Below are 22,816 nucleotides of genomic sequence, written 5' to 3'. Positions count from 1 at the left end.
ACAGGTGATAGTCTGGGAAGGCTAGGGGGGCGATCGCGGCTTAATCACGCCAAGTCAATCCATTTATTCTGAGTAAATATACTCATCTCGTAACTGAGATTCAGCCAATTTCATAGATTGAAATTCGCCGATTACAATATCCCATAACCATGGCTGGGGTAGTTTTGTTCCCCAGACAGTAATGGGGGCGACTTCGATCAGGCTTAGATATCGCTCTCGTCACCGCTGAATTTTATGCTAGAATAGGGTAATTTATACTTAACAATTTGCTGGAGATAAAGCCATGATTGATTGGCAAAAACAAATTGAGAGAAACCCAAATATTTGTCATGGAAAACCTTGTATTAAAGGGACTAGGATTATGGTTTCGGTCATTCTGGATAACCTGGCTGAGGGATTGACATTAGCAGAAATTGTTGAGGACTATCCACCGTTAACTTTAGAAAATGTCCGCTCGGCGATCGCTTATGCTGCGGCATTAGCAAGAGAAGAAGAACTGTCGCCAACGCGATAATAATGATCTTAGTAAAATTAGACGAGAATCTTAGTATTACCCATGCGGAGTTTCTCCGAAATCAAGGTTACGATTGCGATCGAGTGACTGATGAAGGATTGTCTGGTGAAGACGACGAAGTTGTATGGCAGCAAGCTTGTACTGAGGGACGCTTTTTTATTACTCTCGACTTAGATTTTTCTGATGTCCGACGTTTTCCACCCGGAACTCATCCGGGAATTTTACTGTTGCGTTCTCGCTGTGGAAGTCGTCAGGCAGTGCTTGATGTTTTGCAGCGGGTTGTTCGGGACTATCCACTCGCGACTTTACAGGGTTGTCTAGTGGTGGCAGATGAAAGACAAACCCGAATTCGTCGTCCGTCTGTTTGAGGCTGATTTTAGGCAAATAAGAAAGCGATAAGCCCAAAGAGGAGAGCTTCCGCTTACTGCATTAAAACCAACAGCCAGAAACCGGGTTTCTCTGAAAAATCTCTGCCATTCCACCAAAATTATCATCCGATTCCCGGTTTCTTTTTCGCAGGGAAAGAGGCGATCGCCTATCTGAAAATAAAATAGCGATCGCCTTGTCTCAGAAACCGGGGACTTAGAAACCGGGTTTCTTTTTGTGCTGCCACAGTAGGGGCTGGTTTTAAACCCGCCCCTACATTTCCACAACAGAAACCCGGTTTCTTTTTCGCAGCAAAAGAGCGATCGCGCAGCGTCCCGGAGGGAATCGCCTTTCTTGCCAATAAAAGAGCGATCGCCTCTTGGAAAATAAAAGAGCGATCGCTTTTTACTCCGTTACCAAATATCAAAAAATATCAAATAAAATGCTTATAATTAAAATAAAATATGTAATTACCAATAATTATAGAATATATTTATCGTCAATAGTATATGACAATTTTAATAATTAATTAAAGCTGCTTAAAGCAAGATAATTCATGTAAATAGATAAAGTAAAAGACATAATTGTAATATTTATGTCCGTTTTTTTTTGAATAAAGTATTGGTTTTTTAGAAAAAATTAGATAACCTGAATAGATAGACACCGACTGGTGGTTTCTATGTCATGGATCTACTAGAGGTGGGTTTAGATGAAGTTGGTCTTAAGTTCTCAAAATGTCAATGAGTATCTGATAGAGAATGGGTTATGCGATCGCTCCTTAGAAAATCCGGGAGTAGAGCAGGTTCCGGCTAAAAATTTTAACTTATTGGTGACTTTGCCAGAAGGTCGAAAGTTACTGGTGAAACAAGAACAATTTATCAATTCAGAAAAAGAAACTGTGGGCGAGTTTTTTGGGGAATGGCGAATCCCCAAATTTCTACATAACTTTCCTGAACTTGACCATTGGCGTGCTTTTCTACCAGAATTACTGCTGCACGATGCTGAGAACTCGATTTTAGTTTCTACTTATCTGGATAATTATCAGGATTTAGCAGAGTTTTACTCTAAAAACAATCTCTTTCCTACTCAGGTTGCTGCTCAAATCGGCAGTTGTTTGGCGACAATTCACCGTGATACCTGGAATCAGAGTATTTATAGGGAATTTTTTGTCCAAGAAGAGGTTACTGGAAAACCTAAAGTATCTCCGCTATTATTAGAGAGTTTAGAACGAATCGGACCAGAAATTTTTGGCATGGCTCCGATGGGTGGATTAAAGTTTTTTGCGCTCTATCAACGATATGATAGCTTAGGGGAAGCAGTTCATCAAGCCAGTGAGACTATCTCTCCTGTTTGTCTGACTCACAATGACATTAAGCTGAATAATATTCTTCTGAATCGAAACTGGGAAGATATTAATGGAAATGCGATCCGGTTGATTGACTGGGAAAGGTCTGATTGGGGAGATCCAGCGTTTGATTTGGGAATGGCGATCGCCAGTTATCTACAAACTTGGTTGGGTAGCTTAGTGATTAGTAATTCTCTTAGTATTGAAGAATCTTTGCGACTAGCGACTACTCCCCTAGAATTAATTCAGCCATCTATCGGCGGGTTAACTTTAGCTTATTTAGAAACTTTCCCAGAAATCTTAAAATATCGGCCTGATTTCTTAAAGCAAGTCGTACAGTTGGCAGGTTTTTCTTTAATTATCGGAATTTTGGCGATGGTTCAGTATCAAAAAACCTTTAATAATACCGGAATTGCTATGCTTCAGGTAGCCAAGGCTTTGTTATGTCGTCCTGAATCATCAATGCCCACTATTTTTGGGGCTACTGCTACTCAGTTAAATCAGATCGGTTCTTCTGTTGTTGAAAAAGTTTAATATCGTTTAATATCTTGAAAGATTATGTCATTACTTAATTCTCAATCCCATCAATTAGCCTCTGAGGTCAAAGGTCGATTAAAGGAAGTTTTGTCAGACATTGTTGAAAATGTCGAAATTTCCGCTGATTTTTCGATTCGTCATCCTAACTATCAACCCTGGGAAATGCCCGCTGAGATGTTATCTCGCATTCAGGCTTTACCCAAGGAAATGCAGAATAAGTATATGAGTTTACAGTTGCGGAGTTTTCTCTATGGCATTTATTATAATGGTTCCATGCAAGCATCGCAAGCATTGGGTTCTGAAAATAAGGGTCAGCAATTAGATTTGGAGAATAATAGTTTTGCTGGCGTAGCTATGGATTTTTATGTGCAGTTAGAGGAAGCGAATAAGGGTGAGGGTTATTTTGATTCGGGTTGGTCGGTTTTGAGAGAGGAAACCGATGGCAGTTTGGCTGTAACTAAGGGGGATTTGCGGCTGCATATTCAACGGGAAAAGCATCTTCAAGAGTCTGAACAAGCTGCGGCAGTGGGTGATTTTGTGTCAATTATGATGCCGAAAAATTTGGTGCAAAATGGCTTTTATATGGCGGTGGGTAATGCCGGGTTACAGAGGGAGGAAGCTATGGTGCGAGTCTATTTTAATTTTACTCCTGAAGGTGCGGTGGCTGTGATGGCTGGGTTGACTGAGAGGTTAAATCAGGGGGGGATTCCTTTTAGTTTTAAGGCTTTGTATAATCCGGTTGATTATCAACGATATGATGCTGGGGTGCTTTATTTTGGGAAAACCGATTATGAGTTGGTGAGACAGGTTGTAGCTAATGTTTATCAGCAGAATCAGTCTATTTTTAAGCCAGAAATACCTTTGTTTACTCTGGAGTTAGCACCGGGTTTGGGGTTGGCGGAAGAACCGGACAAAAAGTTTGGTAGTGAGGAAAGTTTTGGGATGAATCGCTGTCAGATTATAGCTAATGGGTTGTTGATGGCTTGGCAACAGGGGGATAATTCTGCAACGGGTAGAATGGCTGCTATTTCTGAGCAGTTTTCTGGGTTGGGGATTGATTGGCAGCGTCCTTATTTGAATGCTGATTCTCAGGATGTTTATCGGGGATTTTGCCCGGTTGATGCTAGGTATCAGCGATGACCAGAAACCGGGAAAACCGGATTTCTATGGAAAATCTCTGTAATCCCACCATTCTTGTCATATAAACCCGGTTTCTTTTACCTCAAAGCGCCACCAGAAACCGGGTTTTTACTATTTTTTCCGGCAATTGTGGGTTAAGCACAGAAAAAAACCCGGTTTCTCATGTTTGGTGAAATCAGAGAGCGATCGGTATTTTGGGCAGAGTTCCGCTGGCCGCCAACGACAACTATAAAGCGATCCACTCATCAAGAGAGATGGCGCGATCGATAATTTCCTCAACTTCTCGAATCATCATTCGCAGTTGTGCGACAGAATACTCATCGTTGGAAGGAATCGTTAAGCGATTTTCACCGAAGACCATAAACTGATGTCGAGTTCCAGAAAAAGGTCCATCAAATCCTAGTTGCCGCAACTTTTTGATAAAATCTCTACGCTTACAGGGTATCGACCGGCTCACGAATTGGCTCCTTGTTCAGATCGATGTTGTTGATGATTGGCAGAGTATGACCGAGTTTTAACCCTACTAAAATCCACTCTTCTAGGATTTCGCGTAATTGGCGATCGCACTCGCGTAATGTTGATGCAAATGCGATAACTCCTTTGCAAGATGGAATTCGAGCGACGAACGTGCCGTCTTCGAGTTTATCGTAAGTGGCCATAGACATTGCTGACTCAATGTATTGGCTTAAAATGTAATTTACGCTCATCGCCAAACCTCGTTTAATTTCTTGCTGTCCATTGATTGTCTTTGAGGGATCGCTACAATATCAGTTGTAGCATGAGGTACACCGTGGGGGACAGGAAATTTTAGCGCGATCGCCCATCTCACCAAAGAACAGCCAGAAACCGGGTTTCTTGAGTAAATCTCTGTCATCCCACCATTCTTGTCATAGAAACCCGGTTTCTTTGGGAGCTATTTTTTTGACCCGCCACCACCTGAACCCAGGGGAGGGAAATATTAAAAAAGACATAATTGTGTTAGTTATGTCTCGAAAACAAAGCTCGGTGATACGAGATTATGGGAATTTGCGGTTAGAATCTGCGTAAAATTACGGTGTTTTAGTTGGTAAATTTGAGACATAATTATGCTAGTTAGATGAACTTTAAAGTTGCTAAAACTATTGTCATTGTTCGAGAGTTAGGCAATAATAAGAGTCATAGGGAAAGGCAGATAATAAATCTGATTACCTCAAAGTCAAACTTATTCAAAGAGGAAACAAAAATGGCTAACATTACTATTTCTGACTTACGTCCTACTGGTGCAGATTTGTTCTCAGATTCTGAAAGCTATCTTACGGATTTAAATGATCAAGAAATGATGTGGCTTTTGGGGCAAGGACGTTATCTGGGATTGTCATATCACAAGTTTGATGGAGGTTTGAGCATTGTCTACTGTAAGTGGAGTTAATTAGGAGTCTGTAAGTCGAGTGATGTAGTTGTGCGGAATTAAGGCGCAAAATTCCGCACAATGAGTAATTGTAGAGATACATTTAATTTGGTGTAATAAAACTATTTATAACACCAAATTAATAATAATATCGGCTGAATCAACTTTTTTCTTGACCCACTCACTAAACAAGTCGGAAACAATCTGGAAACGCAACTTATTATCTAACTCTGCCTGAATAATATCCTCGACTAAAATAAGGTGTACTCCCTTGGAAGTCACGATCGGTTTAACAAGCTGTGGTGGGGTTGCAGCAAAAACAGCAGCAGAAACTTCTGGCTGCAAATCCTTACGAGACAATACCCCTCGATATCCCCCTTGGCGACGCAATTCTACATCCTGAATATATTTGTGAGCCACATCATAGAAACTCATTTCCCCTTCCTGAATCGCATAGAATAATTCCATTGCTAAATCTTCATCATCCAAAACCACTTCATACATGACTACCCCCGCATAGTCCAATTGATTATCATAAAAATATGGCTCAACTTTATCGGCAAACAGATGAGCCACCAACTTTTGAGAAATAATGCTCATGTAGGCGACTTCCTCTAAATCATCTACAGATAAATGATGCTTTTCTAACCAAGCAAAAGTTTCTTGGGCGCTATGGAGATTCTGAAGCGACCTCATAGTATCCGCAGCTTTCTGAAGTTCCTCAGTTTCTACTTTGATACCGGCTTCCGTAGCCGCATCAGTAATAATCTTGCGACTAATAATAGACTCGATTAGATCGGGGATTTGAATAGATAGCTTAACTTGTTTCAGAATATCTTCAGCAGTAATCGTAATCGATTGTGACATGATTCATTTTCCCTTAAAAAACTACAACACCGAAAGATTGCCAAAAGCTTTCTAAAATTCTAACCCTCCTTTTTGTAACTTTTTGAATGGGTCAAGAATAAAATCAATAACGCGACGCTGGCGCACCACCACCTCCGCCGTAGCCGTATCTCCCGGACGTAATTGAATACAGTCCTTTCCACTAGGAATACAAGTTTTATTTAACTCAATTTCTAGCTCATAAATTGCTACTCTTCCCTGAGATGTTTCTTGCATTTTCGTAGTTGGAGAAATTTTGATTAAACTTCCATCAACTACCCCATAGTCCTGAAAAGGATAAGCATCAAACTTCATCTTAACCGCCATTCCTTTCTGTAATGAACCACTTTGTGTAGTCGCCATTTCTGCTTTCAATAAAATATTCGCGTCTTGGGGCGCTATTTCTACAATCATTCCTCCTTGTTGTACCACATCTCCCACCCCAGAAATCGGCAAACTAAAAATGGTTCCTCCTTCTTGCGCTCTAACAACACGTTTTTCTAATTCAAAGTTTAAAGATTCAATATCTTTATCCCCTTGAGCGATTTCGGATTGAAGGTTAATTATCTGACCATCTAAAGTTTTGAGTTGTTCTTTTATTTTAGAAACAGCAAGTTCACCGGAATGAAGAATGGTTTGAGAACTACTCTCTTGCTCGGCTAAACGTAACTCAGCCTGCTGAATATCCGCCTGAGCTTGATGAATAACCCGCTCATAACTGCGTCTCTGTTCCGCCAACCGCAACTCAGCTTGTTCAATATCTGCATCAGCTTGATGAATAATTCGCTCATAGCTGCTTTCCTGCTCTTCTAGTCGCAGTCTGGCTTGTTCAATATCTGCTTGACTTTGCTCCCAAATTCTTTGTCTTTCCTCTTTGATATCTTCCTGTTCAATTACCCGAACTTCTGTGACTACACCATCGTCTGAAAGATTTTGATATCGTTCAACTTCTCGGATTGCTTTTTGCCATCGCATTTCTGCCAAGGTATATGCAGTTTTGCTATCCTGTAGCTGTCGTTTTGCTTGCCGAATTTGAGCCAGATTTTCTTCTCTCTGTAAATTTAATATTCTCCTGAGAGCAGCTAAATTTTGTTCTGCTTGATGAACCTGGGTCAGTTTTTCCTGCTCCTGTAAATTGTATGTAGTTTTCAGCGATTGAAGGTTCCTCCTTGCTTGCTCCACCTGGGATAGTTTCTCTAATTGTTGAGACTGATTTTGCCGTTCTTGGGTAAGCAGTTCGGTTTCTAGCTGATTTTTTTGTTGCTCTAGTGTATTCAGTCGATTTTCTTTACTTTGCTGCTGAAGTTGTAGTTGAATAATTCGTTCACGAATAGGGAGACTGTCCAGTTCCATTAAAATATCCCCGGCTTTTACTATGTCTCCTTCTTCAATATTTAGCATTTCCACTTTAGCAGTTTGGGAATTAAGAACAGCAGATGTATAGGCTAAATTTAGCTTCTGCTTAATCGTACCTCCTTGCGGTTCTAACCGTCCCCTAGCACTACCCGTTTCATCTACCTGAGACAACATCCCCCAAGGCAGAGCGATCGCCACAAAAACGATTAAAAAATAGAGAAGTCCTCGCGTCCACCGCTGAGGTAACGCATCTAATAGTTCCTTTGTGGCAAAAGACCAATCCGCCGAAGGATTTAGGTCGCTTGCCGGTAGATTTGGGGAGGTCAAAGGATTAGACTCAGCTTGTGTGTTGTCTGTGTCTAAACTTTTATGACCATTTAAGTCTGCTTGATAAATCTCATTAAACTGTGGCATAATTTATGAAAATCTTGCTCAGATTTAAGAACATTAGCTAAGTTGCTGGTGATTTAAATAGTAGTAATGCCCTTTTTTGGCCATTAACTGCTCGTGATTTCCTTGCTCGATTAAGACTCCTCTATCTAAAACTAAAATAACATCAGCATTTCTAACGGTAGATAAGCGATGGGCAATAATTAATGTAGTACGTCCCTTAAGAATCCTATTCAAATTAGTCTGAATAATTCGCTCCGACTCCACATCTAAGTGGGAAGTCGCCTCATCAAAAACCAATAGACGAGGATTACCCAATAAAGCCCTAGCGATCGCTAATCTTTGCCGTTGACCACCAGACAATAACCCCCCACCTTCACCAATCTGGGTTTCATAACTCATCGGTAATTTTTGAATAAACTCGTCAGCACCCGCTAATTGAGCCGCTTCGATAATTTCCGCCTGAGTTGCAGAAGGTCGCGCTAGAGTCAGGTTGTCCCGAATTGTGCCACCAAATAAAAAAGTATCCTGGTCAACAACACCAACCCTTTGACGCAAAGAAGGTAAAGAAATGCTAGTTATGTCATAACCATCAATTAAAATCTTGCCGTCTGTAGGGGGATACAGCCCCAAAACCAGCTTAGAAATCGTGGTTTTTCCTGAACCAGAACGCCCCACTAAAGCTATAGTCTGTCCGGCTTTGATTTCAAAACTGAGATTCTCTAAAACATTAGTTTCGCTTTCTGGGTGGTAACGAAATGTCACCTTGTCAAAAATAATATCTCCTCGTAAGTTTGTTAAATAATAACGAGCCTGCGATTGCAAATCTTCCTCTGGTTCCGTATCAATCACATCATTAATTCGCTCTACTGCAATAATTACCTCCTGGAACTCATTCCACAGAACCGTTAACCGCTGAAAAGGGTTAATTACATTGCCAATTAACATATTAAAAGCCACCAACTGCCCAATGGTTAATTCTCCTTGAATCACTAACCAAGCCCCAAACCAAAGTAACCCAGTGGTCACTATAGATTCAATGGTTAAGCTAAATACTTGGAGTCGGTTGCTAATAATCTGCCCAGAAAAAGTCTTGCGGATTGACTTGTTGAGAAACTCCTCCCAACGCCAGCGCACCACTTGCTCAATTGCCAGAGATTTGACCGTGCGTACACCAGTCAAAGATTGGATTAAATAACCACTTTCTTCGGCTAATGCGGCAAAGATTTCTCGCGATATCTTTTGTAGGAAAGGAGTAGCAATGATAGCCAGCAAGAAAAATGGTGGTACAATTACTAATGCCAGTAAAGCCATTTTCCAGCTATACCAGAACATAAGTCCCACATAAATAAAGATTGTGAGCAAATCTAATAAAATAGATAGGGCTTCACCCGTTAAAAAACGCTCAATTTTGCGGTTTTCCTGCACCCTAGCCATGATATCCCCCACATAGCGAAACTCAAAAAACCGCAGGGGTAATCGGAAAGTGTGGGTAATAAATCCCACAATCATGGCTAAATGTACTTTGTTGGCAGTGTGGTCGAGGAGATATTGTCGTAACCCGGTCAGAGCAACCCTAAATAAACCAAAAATGACTAACCCTAATCCCACAGCCGTTAAGGTTAATGTACTGCCTTGAACAACTACCCGGTCGAGGAGTAGCTGAGTAAATAGGGGGGTAACTAATCCAAAAATTTGAATGGCTACGGAGGCAATAAATACTTCTAGCAATACTTGACCGTGAGGACTGGCTAAATTAAAAAACTGCCAGAAGGGGGTAGTGTGATTTTTGAGTTCTTTGATTAAAGCTGTTGGTTGTAGGAGTAATGTATAACCCTGCCAACCTGTTTTAAATTCTCGGTATGTTAAACTACGTTGACCAATAGCAGGGTCAGCAACAATTACTGTATTGGGAGTGATTTCATAAACCACTATATAATGTTTGCCTTCCCAGTGAGCGATCGCGGGCAATTTTTGTTTAGCCAGTTGGTCAATACTTGCTTTCACAGGTCTAGTGGAAAATCCGATACTTTCCGCCGCAGCGGATAATCCGCGCAAGGAAGCCCCATTTGCATCTACATTAGCAATATCTCGAATGCGGTTGACACTAAAATTTTTGCCCCAGTAACGAGCAACCATCACCAAACAAGCTGCACCGCAGTCCGAACCGCTTTGTTGCTCAAAAAAAGGATAGCGTCTAGTAATATGCTGCCAAAGATGAGTAACTCGCTGAGTGGGACTGGGAAAGTAGGCTTTGTTAACTTTTTGCTGGTGGGTTTTTAGATATATTTCATCTTTGATTGTGCTAATTTCTGCGATTAGTTCCTGGTCGGCGTTTACTGATAAATCCGGTTGATTATTGATATTAAACTTGGCTTTTTGTTCATTATCTTTAGTTGTGGCTAAATTGTACAAATACTCCTTAAATTTGGAATTTTTCTGAATTATAGAGTGCAAAAGTTGACCGGAAATATAGCAAATCTCTGCTTGAGGCGAAACCCTGACAGCATAATCTAAAAAACCGGCTTCAGGAAACAAAGTACATTCCCCAAATAGTTGATCGGGATGCAGGGTGGTAATTAAGTCCTTGCTACTGTTAACCAGTCTTACTTTACCCGCTATGACAATATATAAGCCATCGGATTCTGAGATATGTTGCAAAAACAAACCGGGTTCAGGTTTTTTGAATTCAGCCGACTTAACTAAAATCGCTAACTCCTTTTCTGATAAAAATTCACCGATTAGACCAGATAGATATTCTTTGGTAGTCATTTCTTAAACGAGAGTGGTTCCAACGCTTAATAGCAGTTAATAAATTTTGGGTTATAGTTTAAGAAAACGCAACATCTTCTGGAATGTCCCTAATCACAATGCCGCTTTTACTGGACTGGTTAGTTTCTGATTTTTTTGGATCGTTTTTCTCAAGGTTATTCGATTTAGGTCTAGTAGATAAACCAATTTGTTTGAGCAGTCTGTTAATATGGCGATCGCTGATTTTAATCCCTAATTCCGCCCATAAGTGTTCACTGAGTTTCTTTGCTGTCCACTGTCGAGTATGATAAGTAAAATCACGGTTAGGCACTTTAACTTCTCTAGGGCTTTGAGTGACCAACTCCCTCAACCGCTGCAAGCATCGATCATTTACAGTTTGAGGTCTGCCAATTGCGTTACTATTCCACTGGTGAGCCTGACCAGACTTGGCGAGGGTTATCCAATGGCGTGCTGTACTATGGGAACAGCCCAACTCTTGGCAAATTTGGGTTTGGGTTTTACCCTCATCTGCCAGTAACATAATTTTAATCCGCTTGAAATACTGCTTGGACAAGCTTTGTTTAAGGCTTTTTTCCAAGTATTTACGCTGAAAAACAGTCAAAATTTGACCGGAGTTATTAGAAAGATTTAGATCTTTTTGAGATGATTCCATAAACAACCCTGTATACAGTACAATAGAATCTTGAAGCTAGACTAAATACCGACCCTGATTCGCTCGTCTATAAAGATTTTAAAATGATATGATTGATGAAAACAATACTTCAGAGTGGATTCACCTTGTATTTTATCATACTCAATTATCCTTCAACAGTAAAAAAGTGGGATTTAGGGGGTATTCCTGATGTATTTATAAAATAGTATTTTGTTTTCAAATCGTTAAAAATGTGGGATAATGGGGGGCTATGGATCATTAACTGGCAAAAAAGAAGATAGAAAGAGGTTAAGTGTAGAGACAGGGCTTTAAGGAGTCTGACAAAAAGGGAGGAGAGCCAGAACTCTCAATGGTAGATAACACTCAAACCCTTGAGAGTCTGTGAAATATAACCCCCCGCTCTAAAATGCACTGAATCCGTTTATCACGACCGTGACCCGGCTATGGCTTATCGACGAAAGCATCAGGCTCGCTCCTCTCGCCTTGAGTTCCCGGTTCTCTCTTACCCTCCTACGGCTCACGCTTAAATTTTTGCCAGTCAATCAGGCCGACTTAGATTAATCAATGCCTAGTATCTCAACTTATTTTCCATTTGCCAACCCCAAAAAAGTGAGACTTAGGAGGACTTTAAAATCACGCCCCAAAAACAGGATTGTGAGAAAAAATAATATAACGTACCTAAAAAGGTGAAAATGTGGGAAAATGGGGGGTGCATAAACAACAAAACTACAACCTGGGTGAGCAGCTATGGAGATTCAGGAAGCGTTGCAGTGGACCGATCGCCTGCTTCTAAAGACTACGGGAAAATACCTAGATAGCCTGCAACGCGCCATCTTAGAAGGTGCATGGCAAGGTAAAGGATATAAAGACATAGCAGACGAATACCACTGTACGAGCGATCACGTCAGGAAATCAGCATCCGACTTATGGAAACTCCTCTCGGAACTACTGGGAGAGGATGTAAAAAAAAAGAATGTACGATCGCTCATCGAAAACGGAATATTCTCTTATCACAACGATGGCGTACATATCGGCAATCACATAAATAATGTCTGTAGTGAGTTATACAACGAGCCAAAAATCTCAACCAACCCATCATCCAGCAGTAGCGAATCCGATACCATACCCCGCCAGGATCTTAGCCAAGCCCCCGAATACGATCGCCTCCACCCCCGTCACGACGAACTCACCACCCTCAAACAGTGGATAGTCAGCGAACATAGCCGCATCATCACCCTAACTGGATTATCGGGAATCGGTAAAACCGCCCTCGCCAGACAACTCGTCGAACAAATAAAAGACCACTTCGATCGCCTCCTCTGGTGTAGCCAGCGAAAATTCCCCAACCTAGAAACCCTACAAAACCACATCAGCCAGTTTGTCGCCACAACCGCCACCCCCCAGCCATCCCTCCTAGAGTCTCTGAGAACTCACCGTTGCTTCATCATCCTCGACGACTTCCAACACAGCCTAACCTCCGGTCACTTCGTCGAAAGCTACCGTCGAGACTATCAAGGCTATAGTCAACTCATCCGTGAACTCGGGACTTTCTCTCATCAAAGTTGTGTTTTGCTGCTGACTTGGGAACACCCCCCAGACATCGCCGCCTTAGAAACAGAAACCCACCACTGTAAAACCCTCCCCGTTCAAGGCGTTCCTCAACTGGCCAGTCAAATCCTCCGCGATCGCCAACTCCAAGACCCCAAACAATGGCCAGAACTCAGCCAACTCTTCAACCATAACCCCTTATGGCTAAATATCACCGCCTCAACCATCCATGAATTATTCAACGGTAGCGTCCAACAATTTCTCTCCTACCCCAGCCTCTTTTTAGGAGACTTAGAACCCATCCTCAACCGACATTATCAACGCCTCAGCGACTCGGAAAAAACCCTGCTGCATTGGTTAGCCCAGCAAAACCCGCCCGTCACCATCAACCAGAAACCCCCCAATCTTTTATCGAACCGAGAGTTCTTAAAAGCCGTCCAATCTCTCAAACGACGTAGCTTATTAGACTCCTCATCCCATTTAACCCTACAGCCCGTCATCCGACAATACATCCGAAACTTAGCTGAATGCGGGGACTCAAACTAATCCCAGGACCCGAATACACCTCACCCCCAATTATCGGGGTGGGTAGGTTTCCTCTCGTTCACCCTCAAGGGATGGCTGACTCCAACGGTTTTTTAGACCCGGTTGGCGGGATAAATTGACAACCTCTCGACCGCTTTCTGCTTCCTTTTGACGTAAGTCTTCAAAGATAGGATTCAAGTCGTAGTCGAAAGACACTGACAGGGGAATAATCGGTTCAAAATCTCTATTAACGATTCCAGTAATCATCCAATTCTCTTGGTTCGTCCACCGAAGCGACGGACATAGCCCGAACCGATTCGAACAATCCAGATTTGAGCATCAGGGTGAGTAGCTTCAAGGCGATCGCCGGCGGCAATTTCACTCACATCGACTTCAAAATCTCCAGTTTCTAAATCAATCACCACAATAGAAACCGGGTTGATGGCAAAATCCCTGTGAGAAGGCAAAACTCCGGTAGAAGCCCGGTTTCTGAGTCTCCGGCGATAGGTTATCCGCAATGGTGGGCGATCGCTCCCCCGGCTGCTAAGATTTAAGCAGGAGATTTCAGCCTAGGAGAGTTACCCATGAGTTTAGTAATTTCCGATGACCTAGTAAAGGCGAGTGGCTTTTTATGAAAATGAGCTATTGTTGGAAATTGTGCTGATGTTATTTCAGCAAGATAAAATTAGCTTAGGGAAAGCCAATGAGTTATTATACGGAATCCAGGTTTGAAACAGCCTAATATCGCAGCTTTGTTGGAGCATTTTAATTCCCGGTGCGGTGCATGAGGAATTATGGGATTCCAGGGCTGGGGAAACTGTGATTACAGCAGTGCGATCTACACTTTGGATAGATCTTCAATCTGTACAAAATCAAGGAGTTGTTCGGCTTGAGACAAAGGATAAACCTCATCCTGACGTTTTCAGAGAAATTCCCACCGATTTTGAATGGCTGGGGGCAGTTGAAAACGAGTAATTTCAAAGGGAATTTAGACGATTTCGGGTATAAATTTCGTTAGCCTAAGTCTGTATTTATGATGATTATATTCTAATCAATCAATCTGAGAAACCGGGTTTATTTAATAAGTATTGGCTAAAATGCGCTCATTATTGTGGAAACCCGGTTTCTTTTTCTGTTGGTTAACCATCAGTTGGTTACGGGGTGTTATGGTGCGTTACGAGGCGGATTTGTAGGATAATTATTAGTTAATTAAATTATCGCCGCTTCTAACAGACCCTACCGCTGAAATTACCGCCATTAAAACTCATCATAATATTTGGCTAAGTGTTTAAGTTTCAACCGCAACAACGGGAGTGTAAATTTCCACAACTTGAGTCTTGAGGCTGCCTTTAAGTCTTGGTAATTATACATAACCTCTCACACAAAACTGGATCTGTGAGTTTCTGGGGCGATCGCCTATAGCCAGACAAACCCAACCTGCTAAACTATATCGGGACTAACCCAGTTTGTTAGTCATGCTATTTAAATTAATGATAAGATCGACGATTGTTACTGGTGAGAGTTAAAATTGACACCCATAACCCCCCCCTAGTAGGTCATTGGGGGCGGTTAATCTTGGCTATTTACTGGGAATCATGAAAAAAGACATTCCTCCTTTGTTTGGGAAAACTAAATTTATCGAAGGTCAAATAGACGAGTTTCTGGATAAGATATCAGAAGGATGTCTATATTTTGAAATGGGAGTTTCTGCTTATTTGGACTCTCAAAATGTCACCAAAAGCTGTGAAAATAAAATGGAGCAATTGCGGGATTTAAAGCGCCGCTGCAATGAACTTAGGCGGGCTATTGAATCCCAATTATATACCGAAATGTTGATTCCCGACTCCCGTGGTGATGTTTTAAGTTTGTTGGAGGATTTATACTATTTAATTGATGTGTTTGGCGACAGTTATCAAAGTATTATTATTGAACATCCAGATATCCCAGAAGACTATCATCAAGACTTTAAAGAATTGACCGGAATGGTCGTTAAAAGTGTCGAAACTGTCGTCATTGCGGCGCGGGCTTTTTTCCGTCATCCTGATGCCGTTCGCGATCATCTTTATCGCGTTCGGGTCTATGAAACTGAAAGCGATCGCATTGCTATTAGACTCAAAACAAATATCTTTAATTCCCAACTACCTTTGGAACGTAAAATGCAGTTGCGCGACGGAGTTGATTTGATTGATGGTCTCGCTGATGCTGCTGAAGATGCTGGGGATGAGTTATCAATTTATGCGATTAAGCGAGTCCTCTAAAACAGCTTAATTATCTCCTCAATTTTTCGGTAAACTTGATGTAAATTTCCTAGAGTCAGCCAGTCATAAATCAGGTAAACATGGACGCGATCGCCATTTTAATTTTTCTATCAAGCGGCTTATTTCTAGGCTGGTCTTTGGGCGCAAATGATGCCGCCAATGTCTTCGGGACTGCCGTTGGTAGTCGCATGGTAAAGTTTAGTACAGCAGCCTTTATCTGTAGTATATTCGTAATTCTTGGCGCAGTAGTGGGGGGGGCTGGTGCCGCCGCTGGACTAGGAGAATTAGGCGCTGTTAATACCATTGCTGGTGCGTTTACCGCCGCTTTTGCTGCTGCTTTAACCGTCTTCTGGATGACCAAAATTGGTTTACCTGTTTCCACCACCCAAGCCGTTGTCGGTGCCATTATTGGCTGGAATCAATTTAGTGGTTCCATAACAGATACCGATACCCTCATAAAAATTCTCGGAACCTGGGTTGCTTGCCCCATCTTGGGTGCTATTTTTGCCGCCGGGCTTTATTTGGTGGTAATGGCTATTCTCGCACGTCTCAGACTGCATCTGCTGCGGCTAGATCTTTATACCCGCGCTGGGTTAATTTTAGCAGGCGCTTTCGGTTCCTATGCTCTCGGTGCTAATAATATTGGCAATGTTATGGGCGTGTTTGTCTCTTCTTCACCCTTCACTAATTTTAATATTGGGTCGGTCAGTATTTCCTCGGTTCAACAACTTTTTTTAATGGGGGGAATTGCGATCGCTATTGGTGTTTACACTTACTCGAAACGGGTCATGATGACCGTTGGTAATAGCTTAATGCCTCTCTCTCCCGTCGCCGCCTTTGTCGTAGTTGTCGCCCATTCTTTAGTGTTATATATATTTTCCTCCACTGGGTTAGAAAGCCTCTTAGCTAATGCCGGTTTACCGACTATTCCCCTCATTCCCGTTTCTAGTTCTCAAGCCGTCGTTGGGGCGGTTATTGGCATTGGACTTTTGAAGGGTATTAAAAGCGCCCGCCAAATTCGCTGGCGTGTTTTATTGGGTATTGCTTCCGGCTGGGTTTCTACCCCTATTATAGCAGCCATTATCAGTCTAGTTATGCTATTTATTTTACAAAATGTCTTTAATCAACCCGTCTATCAAAGTGTAGAATATCAGCTATCCCAAACAGTTTTAAATAAATTGGAACAGGTGGGAATACCTACCGAACCCCTACAAGATATCAGCGATCGCACTATTAGCGGTGGCGTGAATTTTAGAGATGAAGTTAGGGCACGCATGACCCTAGATAAAGAACAGGAAAAACAACTCCTTTACCTCGCCCAAATTCACCTAATATATATCGACCCTTTCCAAATTAAAAACCTCAATACAAGCTATCTCAATGCCGACCAAATTCGTGCCATTGGGCGGTTATCTGGGCGGACATTTTTTCACCGTTGGCAATTAGCAGAAGCCCTCGCCCAAGAGTCAGAGTCCTGGCAATTTCAGCCGCCCATAACCCGCTATAAAGATGATAACAACAAACTTCAGCAACAACTTAATTATGTAGGCGATCGCTTTCATGCACCCCTGAGAATGATTAACTAGCCTGACCGTCTAACTGTCAATTGCCGGATTTTTCACAGCATCTAAAAGCCCTTGTAATTCCTCCCCTTCTATCACTTCAGTAGCCAAAACTTTCAGGGATATTGTATCTAATAACTCTCGGTTAAATTCCAGAATATCCAAGGCTTGTTGATAAGCCGTTTCCACAATTTCCCGAACCTCAGCATCAATAGCCTCCGCTGTTTTTTCACTAATAGAACGTCGTCTATTACCATCACCCATTCCCAAAAAGTTAGGTTTTCCCCCTTCATCATAAGCCAAAGGTCCTAGGACTTGACTCATACCATAAGTAGTTACCATTTTTTCCGCTAAATTCGTAGCCCGGCGCAGGTCATCAGAAGCCCCATTAGTCACCCTTTCAAAAACAATTTTTTCCGCAGCCCTTCCCCCTAATAAAGTAGCAATTTGTTCCCGAAATTCCCTTTCATCCATTAAAAATCTATCCTCAGTAGGCATTTTTAAAGTATAGCCCAAAGCACTTAAACCACGGGGAACAATCGAAATTTTAGCAACTTTTCCACCCCCCGGCATTAACGCCCCAACTAAAGCGTGTCCGACTTCGTGATAAGCCACAATTTTCTTTTCTTTGTCACTCAAAACCCGGCTGCGTTTTTCCAGCCCAGCAACCACCCTTTCTATGGCTTCATAAAAATCTTGTTGTCCGACCAGTTTCCGATGCCTTCTTGCTGCCAACAAAGCCGCCTCATTCACTAAATTTGCCAGGTCTGCACCCCCAAAACCAGGAGTGCGAGTAGCGATCGCTTGCAGATCCACATCAGGTTCTAATTTAACCCGTTTCGCATAGATATCTAAAATCGCTTTTCTACCTGCTAAGTCAGGACGATCAACCAACACTTGACGGTCAAACCTTCCCGGGCGTAATAAAGCCGCATCTAAAGCCTCTGGGCGGTTAGTAGCAGCTAACACAATCACCGTTTCCGCCCCCACTGCAAACCCATCCATTTCCGTTAATAATTGGTTCAGTGTTTGTTCTCTTTCGTCACTACTACCACTTTGAAAACCGCCACCGCCGCCACTTCTGGATTTACCGATCGCATCTAATTCGTCAATAAAAATAATACAAGGTGCCTTCGTTTTTGCCTGTTCAAATAAATCTCTAACTCGCGCCGCCCCCGTCCCCACAAATAACTCCACAAATTCCGAAGCCGAAATGCTAAAAAACGGGACTCCCGCCTCTCCAGCCACCGCTTTCGCCATCAGAGTTTTACCAGTCCCTGGCGGTCCTACTAATAATAAACCCTTGGGAATTCTTGCGCCAATTTCGAGAAATCTTTGGGGATTTTTCAGGAAGTCTACCACCTCGGCTAGTTCAGCTTTGGCTTCCTCAACTCCCGCAATATCATCAAAAGTAATTTTTGCCGACTCTCCCTCAACATATACCTTCGCTTTACTTTTGCTAATTGATAGCGCTCCTTGGGGGTCTCGTTTCATAAAAAATTGAAAAGCAGCCACTAAAATTAACGGCGGAACTACCCAATTTAACAATACATTAAACCAGGCATTTTGGGGAGGTGGCGGCGCGGCGAAATCTATACCTTGGGCTTGTAAACGTTTAGGAAGTTCCGGGTCAAAAACTGGAGTAGTCGCTAAAATTCGGGGGGGTTCCTCTCCTTCTGGTCGCAGTTGATAGCGAATTTCATTATCCCCCAGCAACACCGCTTGAACTTCCCCCCTTTCAACCTGTTGGATAAATAAACTATAGGGGACTTTCGGAATTCTCGGTCGGGTAATTTGAGGCAATAACCAATTACCAATTAAAATCACCCCGGCTAGAATTAATAGCAAATTGGCGATTTTTCTGGATTTAGGAATTTTCGGTTTTTTCTTAATACTCATAGGTATGACCCGCAGTGGATATCTATTAACTATTCTACTGCATTCTATCTAATGTGCGATACTGAATAGCCTCGCCAATGTGATTAGGTTTGATGTTGTCTTCTCCCGCGAGGTCGGCGATAGTCCTCGCTACTTTCAAAACGCGATCGCTTCCCCGCGCCGACAGTCCTAGACGGCGGATAGCTGCTTCGAGAAGTTGACAACTCGCCTCGTCTAGTTGACACCAACGCTGAATTTGGCGACTCTGCATCTCCGCATTACACTGTAAAGGCTCATCCTTGAATCTATGATAAGCCCTTGACCGCCCTTTTTGCACTCTTTCTAGTACAGTTTCTGATGATTCCGCCGTAGAATTGCGAGTAATTTCTTCCGGCTTTAGTCGGTTGACTGCTACTTGTAAATCAATCCTATCCATCAAAGGCCCTGATAGTTTTGCCCAATATTGTTCCCGTTGACGAGGAGAACAGGTACAGGCTTGTATCGGGTCGCCATAATATCCACAAGGACAGGGATTTGTACTCGCAATTAAGGTAAACTGGGAGGGAAAAACCACTGATAAACGGGTACGGGTTACCGTTACAAATCCATCCTCTAGGGGTTGTCTTAAAAACTCTAAAACATTCCGGCGAAATTCCGTTAATTCATCTAGGAACAAAATGCCGCGATGAGCTAAAGAAATCTCCCCCGGTTTGGGATAACTTCCACCACCCACTAAAGAAGGACCAGAGGCGGAATGGTGGGGGCTACGAAAAGGGCGATCGCTTACTAAAGTTCCCCGATTTTTTAACAGTCCCGCCACGGAATGAATGCGCGTAACTTCTAAGGCTTCCGCAAAGTTTAAAGGTGGTAAAATACCTGGTAAACGTCTCGCTAACATGGTTTTACCACTACCTGGGGGACCCACAAAAATTAGATTATGACCCCCAGTGGCAGCAATTTCTAAGGCGCGGCGAGCGTGGGATTGTCCTTTAACATCTTTGAGGTCTAAATTAGTTGATTTGGGGGTGGCTAAAATCTGGGAACTATCTAACTTGAGTGGCTCATAATTATCGGGGTAATTCAGAAAATCTACTACCTCGAAAATTGACTTAAAACCATACACCGAAACCCCCTTAACTACCGCCGCCTCCCTAGCATTATCTTCGGGAACTACTAAACCAGTAATTCCCATATTTTCGGCTTCGGCGGCGATGGGTAATACCCCCGCTACCGGACGCAAACTGCCATCTAAAGAGACTTCCCCTAAAAACAGAAAATCTCCCAATAAATCGGCTTTTACCTGTTCGGAAGCTGCTAAAATACCAATACTTATCGGGAGATCAAAACTTGGTCCTTCTTTCCGCAAGTCCGCCGGAGTTAGGTTAATTACTATATTTCCCATGGGGAAACTATAACCTGCATTTTTGAGGGTGGCTTTCACTCTTTCCCGCGACTCCTGAACCGCTGTATCAGGTAAACCTAAAACAATGATTTTGGGGAGTCCTCCCGAAAGATCTACCTCAACTCCGACTTTCACCGCATCAATACCAACTACCGACGCACTCCAAACTCTCGCTAACATAATACAATTATTGATGACTTGTAGAATTGCTATTTTTATGGTATATTAGTAGAATAAGTATTATCCTAAATTTCAGAAAATCTTAACTAACTGCTGCTATGTCTTTCTATAAGCAAAACCTAGAAGCCTTTATTAAACTCCTGAAAACTCAGCCTAAATTGTTCACTGAAGCTAAATGTCAAGAACTGCTGACTTTAATTGAACCTTTACCAGATGATATCGAAACTTTATCAACGGCGATCGCTAGTTGGTACGAAAAATATGATCCCATTGTTGATGCACAATTGGATATTCTCAATCATTGGAATTTTACCGAAACTCCCCATTTCTCAGCGGCTACGGCGCGTCCTGGTGCTAATTCGGCGGCGACTCCGACAACAATTAATAAAGAACTCCTGAAAAATGCCATTGTTAAAACTCAACCGAAAGCCCCTCAAAAACCATCCTAGTTAATGGCTACAAGGGTGTCAGACATTCCCCATAGCCACTAATTTTGGAGTTGACCTATGTCTTTACACCCCTAGGTTTAGGTTCCCTAGAACTTCGTATAAAATAGAGTTAATGAAACTCAAAGCCAGAGCCCCAATTAAAGCACTCCAAATACCCCAACGCAGATAGAAGCCTCTCACTAGCCAAGCCGCTAGTCCAAAAATCGCCATATTCACCAATAAGGTGAGAAGGAAACTCGACAAAACCACCGACAGAGGGACAGTGAAAAGCCCTAAAATTGGTCGGACTAAAAGATTTAATAACCCGAACACCGCCGAGGATATTAAGGCTTTTTTAAAGTCTTCGATTTCTACCCCGGTAAATTGCCTGAGTTGAGCAATTAAAAATAAGCTGACCGCTGTCACCAACCAAGCAATGATTAAATCCATAATTTAGACCTCAGTATTAAGTTGTATGTTGGGAGGATTTCTTGATTAGATGTGTGAGAAATTAATCAGCCATGACCCGCAAGCCTTGAGTTGAGTAATTCTACCTCACCGATTAAAGAAACTTCCCCCTAACTCTATTAAACATTAAACCGGAACAACATGACATCTCCCTCTTGGACGATATATTCTTTACCTTCACTGCGGACTAAGCCTTTATCCTTAGCCCCATTCATAGACCCATGAGTAACTAAATCTTGATAAGCTACGGTTTCGGCGCGGATAAAACCCCTTTCAAAATCAGAGTGAATAACTCCAGCGGCTTGGGGTGCGGACATTCCCTCGTGGATAGTCCAGGCGCGAGTTTCTTTTGGCCCAGTGGTCAAAAATGTTCGCAGTCCTAAGAGTTTATAGGTGGCCGCAATTAGGGATTTTAAACCACCTTCTTGCACTCCCAAGGATTCCAAAAAGTCCTGCTTTTCTGCTTCGGAAAGTTCGACAAGTTCGGATTCTACTTGAGCGGAAATAATCACAACTTGGGCATTTTCTTGGGAGGCGATCGCCCTCACTTTTTCCACCCATTCATTACCCGTCGCCAAATCATCTTCGGACACATTAGCGGCATAAATAATCGGTTTTCGGGTCAACAAGCCCAAGCCTTTAATTGCCTCGGTTTCTTCTTCGGATAAATCCACTAAACGGGCAGATTTACCCTCATTTAAGACGGCGGCAATCTTCTCTAAAGCGCCCAATTCTAACTGGGCTTCTTTGCTAGTGCGGGCTTGTTTGCGGGTGCGTTCTATGCGACGTTCTACCTGAGACAAATCAGCTAAAGCCAATTCCAGATTAATAATTTCAATATCCCGCACCGGATCGACGGAACCGGACACATGAATAATATCATCATTGTCAAAGCAGCGCACCACCTGAACGATCGCATCTACCTCACGAATATGGGAGAGAAACTGATTACCTAATCCCTCCCCTTGACTGGCACCTTGCACCAGTCCAGCGATATCAACAAATTCAATTCTGGTGGGGACAATTTGCTCAGAATTAGAAATTTTAGCCAACACCTGTAAACGTTCATCAGGAACCGCCACTACCCCCACATTAGGCTCAATGGTACAAAAGGGAAAATTAGCAGCCTGGGCTTTAGCATTAGCAACTAGGGCATTAAAAAGAGTAGATTTTCCGACATTCGGTAATCCGACAATTCCGGCGGTAAGCATACAGTTCTATAA

The 22,816-nt window shown here is 42.5% G+C and carries 23 protein-coding genes and 1 pseudogene; 10 read left to right on the top strand and 14 right to left on the bottom strand.

The features are described 5' to 3' along the window. Positions 1–283 precede the first annotated feature (283 nt). Both N39L_RS02265 and N39L_RS02260 read left to right on the top strand, forming a co-directional pair. Entirely contained in the window at positions 284–514 is a 231-nt protein-coding gene (locus N39L_RS02265; protein ID WP_006619055.1) for a DUF433 domain-containing protein, read from the top strand. Between the two features lie 2 nt (positions 515–516). Continuing rightward, positions 517–882: a DUF5615 family PIN-like protein gene (locus N39L_RS02260; protein ID WP_006619054.1), complete on the top strand. Its 366-nt coding sequence runs from the start codon at positions 517–519 to the stop codon at positions 880–882. Positions 883–1,049: 167 nt separating this feature from the next. Here N39L_RS02260 and N39L_RS02255 read toward each other — a convergent pair whose 3' ends face one another. After that, entirely contained in the window at positions 1,050–1,307 is a 258-nt protein-coding gene (locus N39L_RS02255) for a hypothetical protein (protein ID WP_014274167.1), read from the bottom strand. A 282-nt stretch (positions 1,308–1,589) separates the two neighbouring features. On the opposite strand from N39L_RS02255, the gene N39L_RS02250 reads away from it, so the two are divergent. Next, on the top strand, positions 1,590–2,759 hold the full coding sequence (locus N39L_RS02250) for a phosphotransferase (protein WP_014274166.1): 1,170 nt from the start codon (positions 1,590–1,592) through the stop codon (positions 2,757–2,759). 24 nt (positions 2,760–2,783) lie between these two features. Beyond that, positions 2,784–3,902 (top strand): T3SS effector HopA1 family protein, encoded by a 1,119-nt coding sequence (locus N39L_RS02245; protein WP_014274165.1) that lies wholly within the window; start codon positions 2,784–2,786, stop codon positions 3,900–3,902. Between the two features lie 226 nt (positions 3,903–4,128). Here N39L_RS02245 and N39L_RS02240 read toward each other — a convergent pair whose 3' ends face one another. From N39L_RS02240 to N39L_RS02230, 3 genes are read right to left on the bottom strand one after another with little or no spacing between them, the layout of a single operon-like run. Then, positions 4,129–4,314, bottom strand: coding sequence for a hypothetical protein (locus N39L_RS02240; RefSeq protein WP_006619050.1), 186 nt, complete (start codon positions 4,312–4,314; stop codon positions 4,129–4,131). Positions 4,315–4,336: 22 nt separating this feature from the next. Continuing rightward, positions 4,337–4,567, bottom strand: a complete 231-nt coding sequence (locus tag N39L_RS02235; RefSeq protein ID WP_006619049.1) for a type II toxin-antitoxin system HicB family antitoxin — start codon at positions 4,565–4,567, stop codon at positions 4,337–4,339. A gap of 38 nt (positions 4,568–4,605) precedes the next feature. Continuing rightward, positions 4,606–4,776, bottom strand: coding sequence for a hypothetical protein (locus N39L_RS02230; protein ID WP_014274164.1), 171 nt, complete (start codon positions 4,774–4,776; stop codon positions 4,606–4,608). A gap of 222 nt (positions 4,777–4,998) precedes the next feature. Between N39L_RS02230 and N39L_RS02225 the strand changes: the two genes are divergently transcribed. Then, positions 4,999–5,310 carry a hypothetical protein gene (locus N39L_RS02225; protein ID WP_043467953.1) on the top strand — a complete coding sequence of 104 codons (312 nt, stop codon included), beginning with the start codon at positions 4,999–5,001 and terminating at the stop codon, positions 5,308–5,310. Between the two features lie 105 nt (positions 5,311–5,415). Here N39L_RS02225 and N39L_RS02220 read toward each other — a convergent pair whose 3' ends face one another. The 4 genes from N39L_RS02220 to N39L_RS02205 are packed head-to-tail and all read right to left on the bottom strand — an operon-like array spanning position 5,416 to position 11,344. Next, positions 5,416–6,156: a peptidylprolyl isomerase gene (locus N39L_RS02220; protein WP_006619047.1), complete on the bottom strand. Its 741-nt coding sequence runs from the start codon at positions 6,154–6,156 to the stop codon at positions 5,416–5,418. Between the two features lie 51 nt (positions 6,157–6,207). Next, entirely contained in the window at positions 6,208–7,944 is a 1,737-nt protein-coding gene (locus tag N39L_RS02215) for a beta-barrel domain-containing protein (protein ID WP_014274162.1), read from the bottom strand. A gap of 33 nt (positions 7,945–7,977) precedes the next feature. Continuing rightward, on the bottom strand, positions 7,978–10,692 hold the full coding sequence (locus N39L_RS02210; RefSeq protein WP_014274161.1) for a peptidase domain-containing ABC transporter: 2,715 nt from the start codon (positions 10,690–10,692) through the stop codon (positions 7,978–7,980). A 58-nt stretch (positions 10,693–10,750) separates the two neighbouring features. Further along, positions 10,751–11,344, bottom strand: a complete 594-nt coding sequence (locus N39L_RS02205; protein WP_006619044.1) for a helix-turn-helix domain-containing protein — start codon at positions 11,342–11,344, stop codon at positions 10,751–10,753. A gap of 747 nt (positions 11,345–12,091) precedes the next feature. On the opposite strand from N39L_RS02205, the gene N39L_RS02200 reads away from it, so the two are divergent. Then, complete coding sequence (locus tag N39L_RS02200) at positions 12,092–13,438, top strand: helix-turn-helix domain-containing protein (RefSeq protein ID WP_006619043.1); 1,347 nt, start codon at positions 12,092–12,094, stop codon at positions 13,436–13,438. A gap of 30 nt (positions 13,439–13,468) precedes the next feature. Here N39L_RS02200 and N39L_RS02195 read toward each other — a convergent pair whose 3' ends face one another. Continuing rightward, the gene (locus N39L_RS02195; RefSeq protein ID WP_006619042.1) at positions 13,469–13,684 is read right to left on the bottom strand and encodes a hypothetical protein; all 216 of its coding nucleotides are present in this window, start codon (positions 13,682–13,684) and stop codon (positions 13,469–13,471) included. Beyond that, positions 13,681–13,935, bottom strand: a complete 255-nt coding sequence (locus N39L_RS02190) for a hypothetical protein (protein WP_006619041.1) — start codon at positions 13,933–13,935, stop codon at positions 13,681–13,683. The genes N39L_RS02195 and N39L_RS02190 overlap by 4 nt, the downstream gene beginning before the upstream one ends. A 66-nt stretch (positions 13,936–14,001) precedes the next feature. Between N39L_RS02190 and N39L_RS02185 the strand changes: the two are divergent. The 3 genes and pseudogenes from N39L_RS02185 to N39L_RS02175 all read left to right on the top strand — a co-directional run. Beyond that, positions 14,002–14,131, top strand: a pseudogene (locus N39L_RS02185) (UPF0175 family protein); the annotation flags it as partial. An 881-nt stretch (positions 14,132–15,012) separates the two neighbouring features. Beyond that, entirely contained in the window at positions 15,013–15,675 is a 663-nt protein-coding gene (locus tag N39L_RS02180) for a DUF47 domain-containing protein (RefSeq protein ID WP_006619033.1), read from the top strand. Between the two features lie 80 nt (positions 15,676–15,755). Continuing rightward, positions 15,756–17,261: an inorganic phosphate transporter gene (locus tag N39L_RS02175; RefSeq protein ID WP_014274160.1), complete on the top strand. Its 1,506-nt coding sequence runs from the start codon at positions 15,756–15,758 to the stop codon at positions 17,259–17,261. A 9-nt stretch (positions 17,262–17,270) separates the two neighbouring features. On the opposite strand, the gene ftsH is transcribed toward N39L_RS02175, so the two are convergent. Continuing rightward, positions 17,271–19,136, bottom strand: coding sequence for an ATP-dependent zinc metalloprotease FtsH (gene ftsH / locus N39L_RS02170; RefSeq protein WP_014274159.1), 1,866 nt, complete (start codon positions 19,134–19,136; stop codon positions 17,271–17,273). A 34-nt stretch (positions 19,137–19,170) separates the two neighbouring features. Beyond that, complete coding sequence (locus tag N39L_RS02165; protein WP_006617396.1) at positions 19,171–20,697, bottom strand: YifB family Mg chelatase-like AAA ATPase; 1,527 nt, start codon at positions 20,695–20,697, stop codon at positions 19,171–19,173. 98 nt (positions 20,698–20,795) lie between these two features. On the opposite strand from N39L_RS02165, the gene N39L_RS02160 reads away from it, so the two are divergent. After that, positions 20,796–21,146, top strand: coding sequence for a hypothetical protein (locus N39L_RS02160; RefSeq protein WP_006617395.1), 351 nt, complete (start codon positions 20,796–20,798; stop codon positions 21,144–21,146). A gap of 63 nt (positions 21,147–21,209) precedes the next feature. On the opposite strand, the gene N39L_RS02155 is transcribed toward N39L_RS02160, so the two are convergent. Then, a complete protein-coding gene (locus tag N39L_RS02155; protein ID WP_014274158.1) occupies positions 21,210–21,575 on the bottom strand; it encodes a phage holin family protein in 366 nt (121 codons plus the stop codon). Between the two features lie 137 nt (positions 21,576–21,712). Then, complete coding sequence (gene ychF / locus N39L_RS02150; RefSeq protein ID WP_014274157.1) at positions 21,713–22,804, bottom strand: redox-regulated ATPase YchF; 1,092 nt, start codon at positions 22,802–22,804, stop codon at positions 21,713–21,715. Between the last annotated feature and the right edge of the window lie 12 nt (positions 22,805–22,816).

Origin of the sequence: Limnospira platensis NIES-39 (assembly GCF_026000695.1) — a bacterium.
Taxonomy (GTDB): domain Bacteria; phylum Cyanobacteriota; class Cyanobacteriia; order Cyanobacteriales; family Microcoleaceae; genus Limnospira; species Limnospira platensis.
The sequence above is the reverse complement of the archived record's forward strand: the minus strand, read 5'-3'. Positions and strand labels throughout refer to the sequence as shown.

Bases quoted from the DNA above. Each gene is read 5' to 3' on its own strand.
- N39L_RS02250 (WP_014274166.1), top strand. From the start codon at position 1,590: ATGAAGTTGGTCTTAAGTTCTCAAAATGTCAATGAGTATCTGATAGAG.
- N39L_RS02230 (WP_014274164.1), bottom strand. From the start codon at position 4,776: ATGACAGAGATTTACTCAAGAAACCCGGTTTCTGGCTGTTCTTTGGTG.
- N39L_RS02225 (WP_043467953.1), top strand. From the start codon at position 4,999: ATGAACTTTAAAGTTGCTAAAACTATTGTCATTGTTCGAGAGTTAGGC.
- N39L_RS02215 (WP_014274162.1), bottom strand. From the start codon at position 7,944: ATGCCACAGTTTAATGAGATTTATCAAGCAGACTTAAATGGTCATAAA.
- N39L_RS02265 (WP_006619055.1), top strand. From the start codon at position 284: ATGATTGATTGGCAAAAACAAATTGAGAGAAACCCAAATATTTGTCAT.
- N39L_RS02155 (WP_014274158.1), bottom strand. From the start codon at position 21,575: ATGGATTTAATCATTGCTTGGTTGGTGACAGCGGTCAGCTTATTTTTA.
- ychF (WP_014274157.1), bottom strand. From the start codon at position 22,804: ATGCTTACCGCCGGAATTGTCGGATTACCGAATGTCGGAAAATCTACT.
- N39L_RS02210 (WP_014274161.1), bottom strand. From the start codon at position 10,692: ATGACTACCAAAGAATATCTATCTGGTCTAATCGGTGAATTTTTATCA.
- N39L_RS02220 (WP_006619047.1), bottom strand. From the start codon at position 6,156: ATGTCACAATCGATTACGATTACTGCTGAAGATATTCTGAAACAAGTT.
- N39L_RS02235 (WP_006619049.1), bottom strand. From the start codon at position 4,567: ATGTCTATGGCCACTTACGATAAACTCGAAGACGGCACGTTCGTCGCT.
- N39L_RS02180 (WP_006619033.1), top strand. From the start codon at position 15,013: ATGAAAAAAGACATTCCTCCTTTGTTTGGGAAAACTAAATTTATCGAA.
- N39L_RS02260 (WP_006619054.1), top strand. From the start codon at position 517: ATGATCTTAGTAAAATTAGACGAGAATCTTAGTATTACCCATGCGGAG.
- N39L_RS02160 (WP_006617395.1), top strand. From the start codon at position 20,796: ATGTCTTTCTATAAGCAAAACCTAGAAGCCTTTATTAAACTCCTGAAA.
- N39L_RS02195 (WP_006619042.1), bottom strand. From the start codon at position 13,684: ATGATTACTGGAATCGTTAATAGAGATTTTGAACCGATTATTCCCCTG.
- ftsH (WP_014274159.1), bottom strand. From the start codon at position 19,136: ATGAGTATTAAGAAAAAACCGAAAATTCCTAAATCCAGAAAAATCGCC.
- N39L_RS02205 (WP_006619044.1), bottom strand. From the start codon at position 11,344: ATGGAATCATCTCAAAAAGATCTAAATCTTTCTAATAACTCCGGTCAA.
- N39L_RS02245 (WP_014274165.1), top strand. From the start codon at position 2,784: ATGTCATTACTTAATTCTCAATCCCATCAATTAGCCTCTGAGGTCAAA.
- N39L_RS02200 (WP_006619043.1), top strand. From the start codon at position 12,092: ATGGAGATTCAGGAAGCGTTGCAGTGGACCGATCGCCTGCTTCTAAAG.
- N39L_RS02165 (WP_006617396.1), bottom strand. From the start codon at position 20,697: ATGTTAGCGAGAGTTTGGAGTGCGTCGGTAGTTGGTATTGATGCGGTG.
- N39L_RS02175 (WP_014274160.1), top strand. From the start codon at position 15,756: ATGGACGCGATCGCCATTTTAATTTTTCTATCAAGCGGCTTATTTCTA.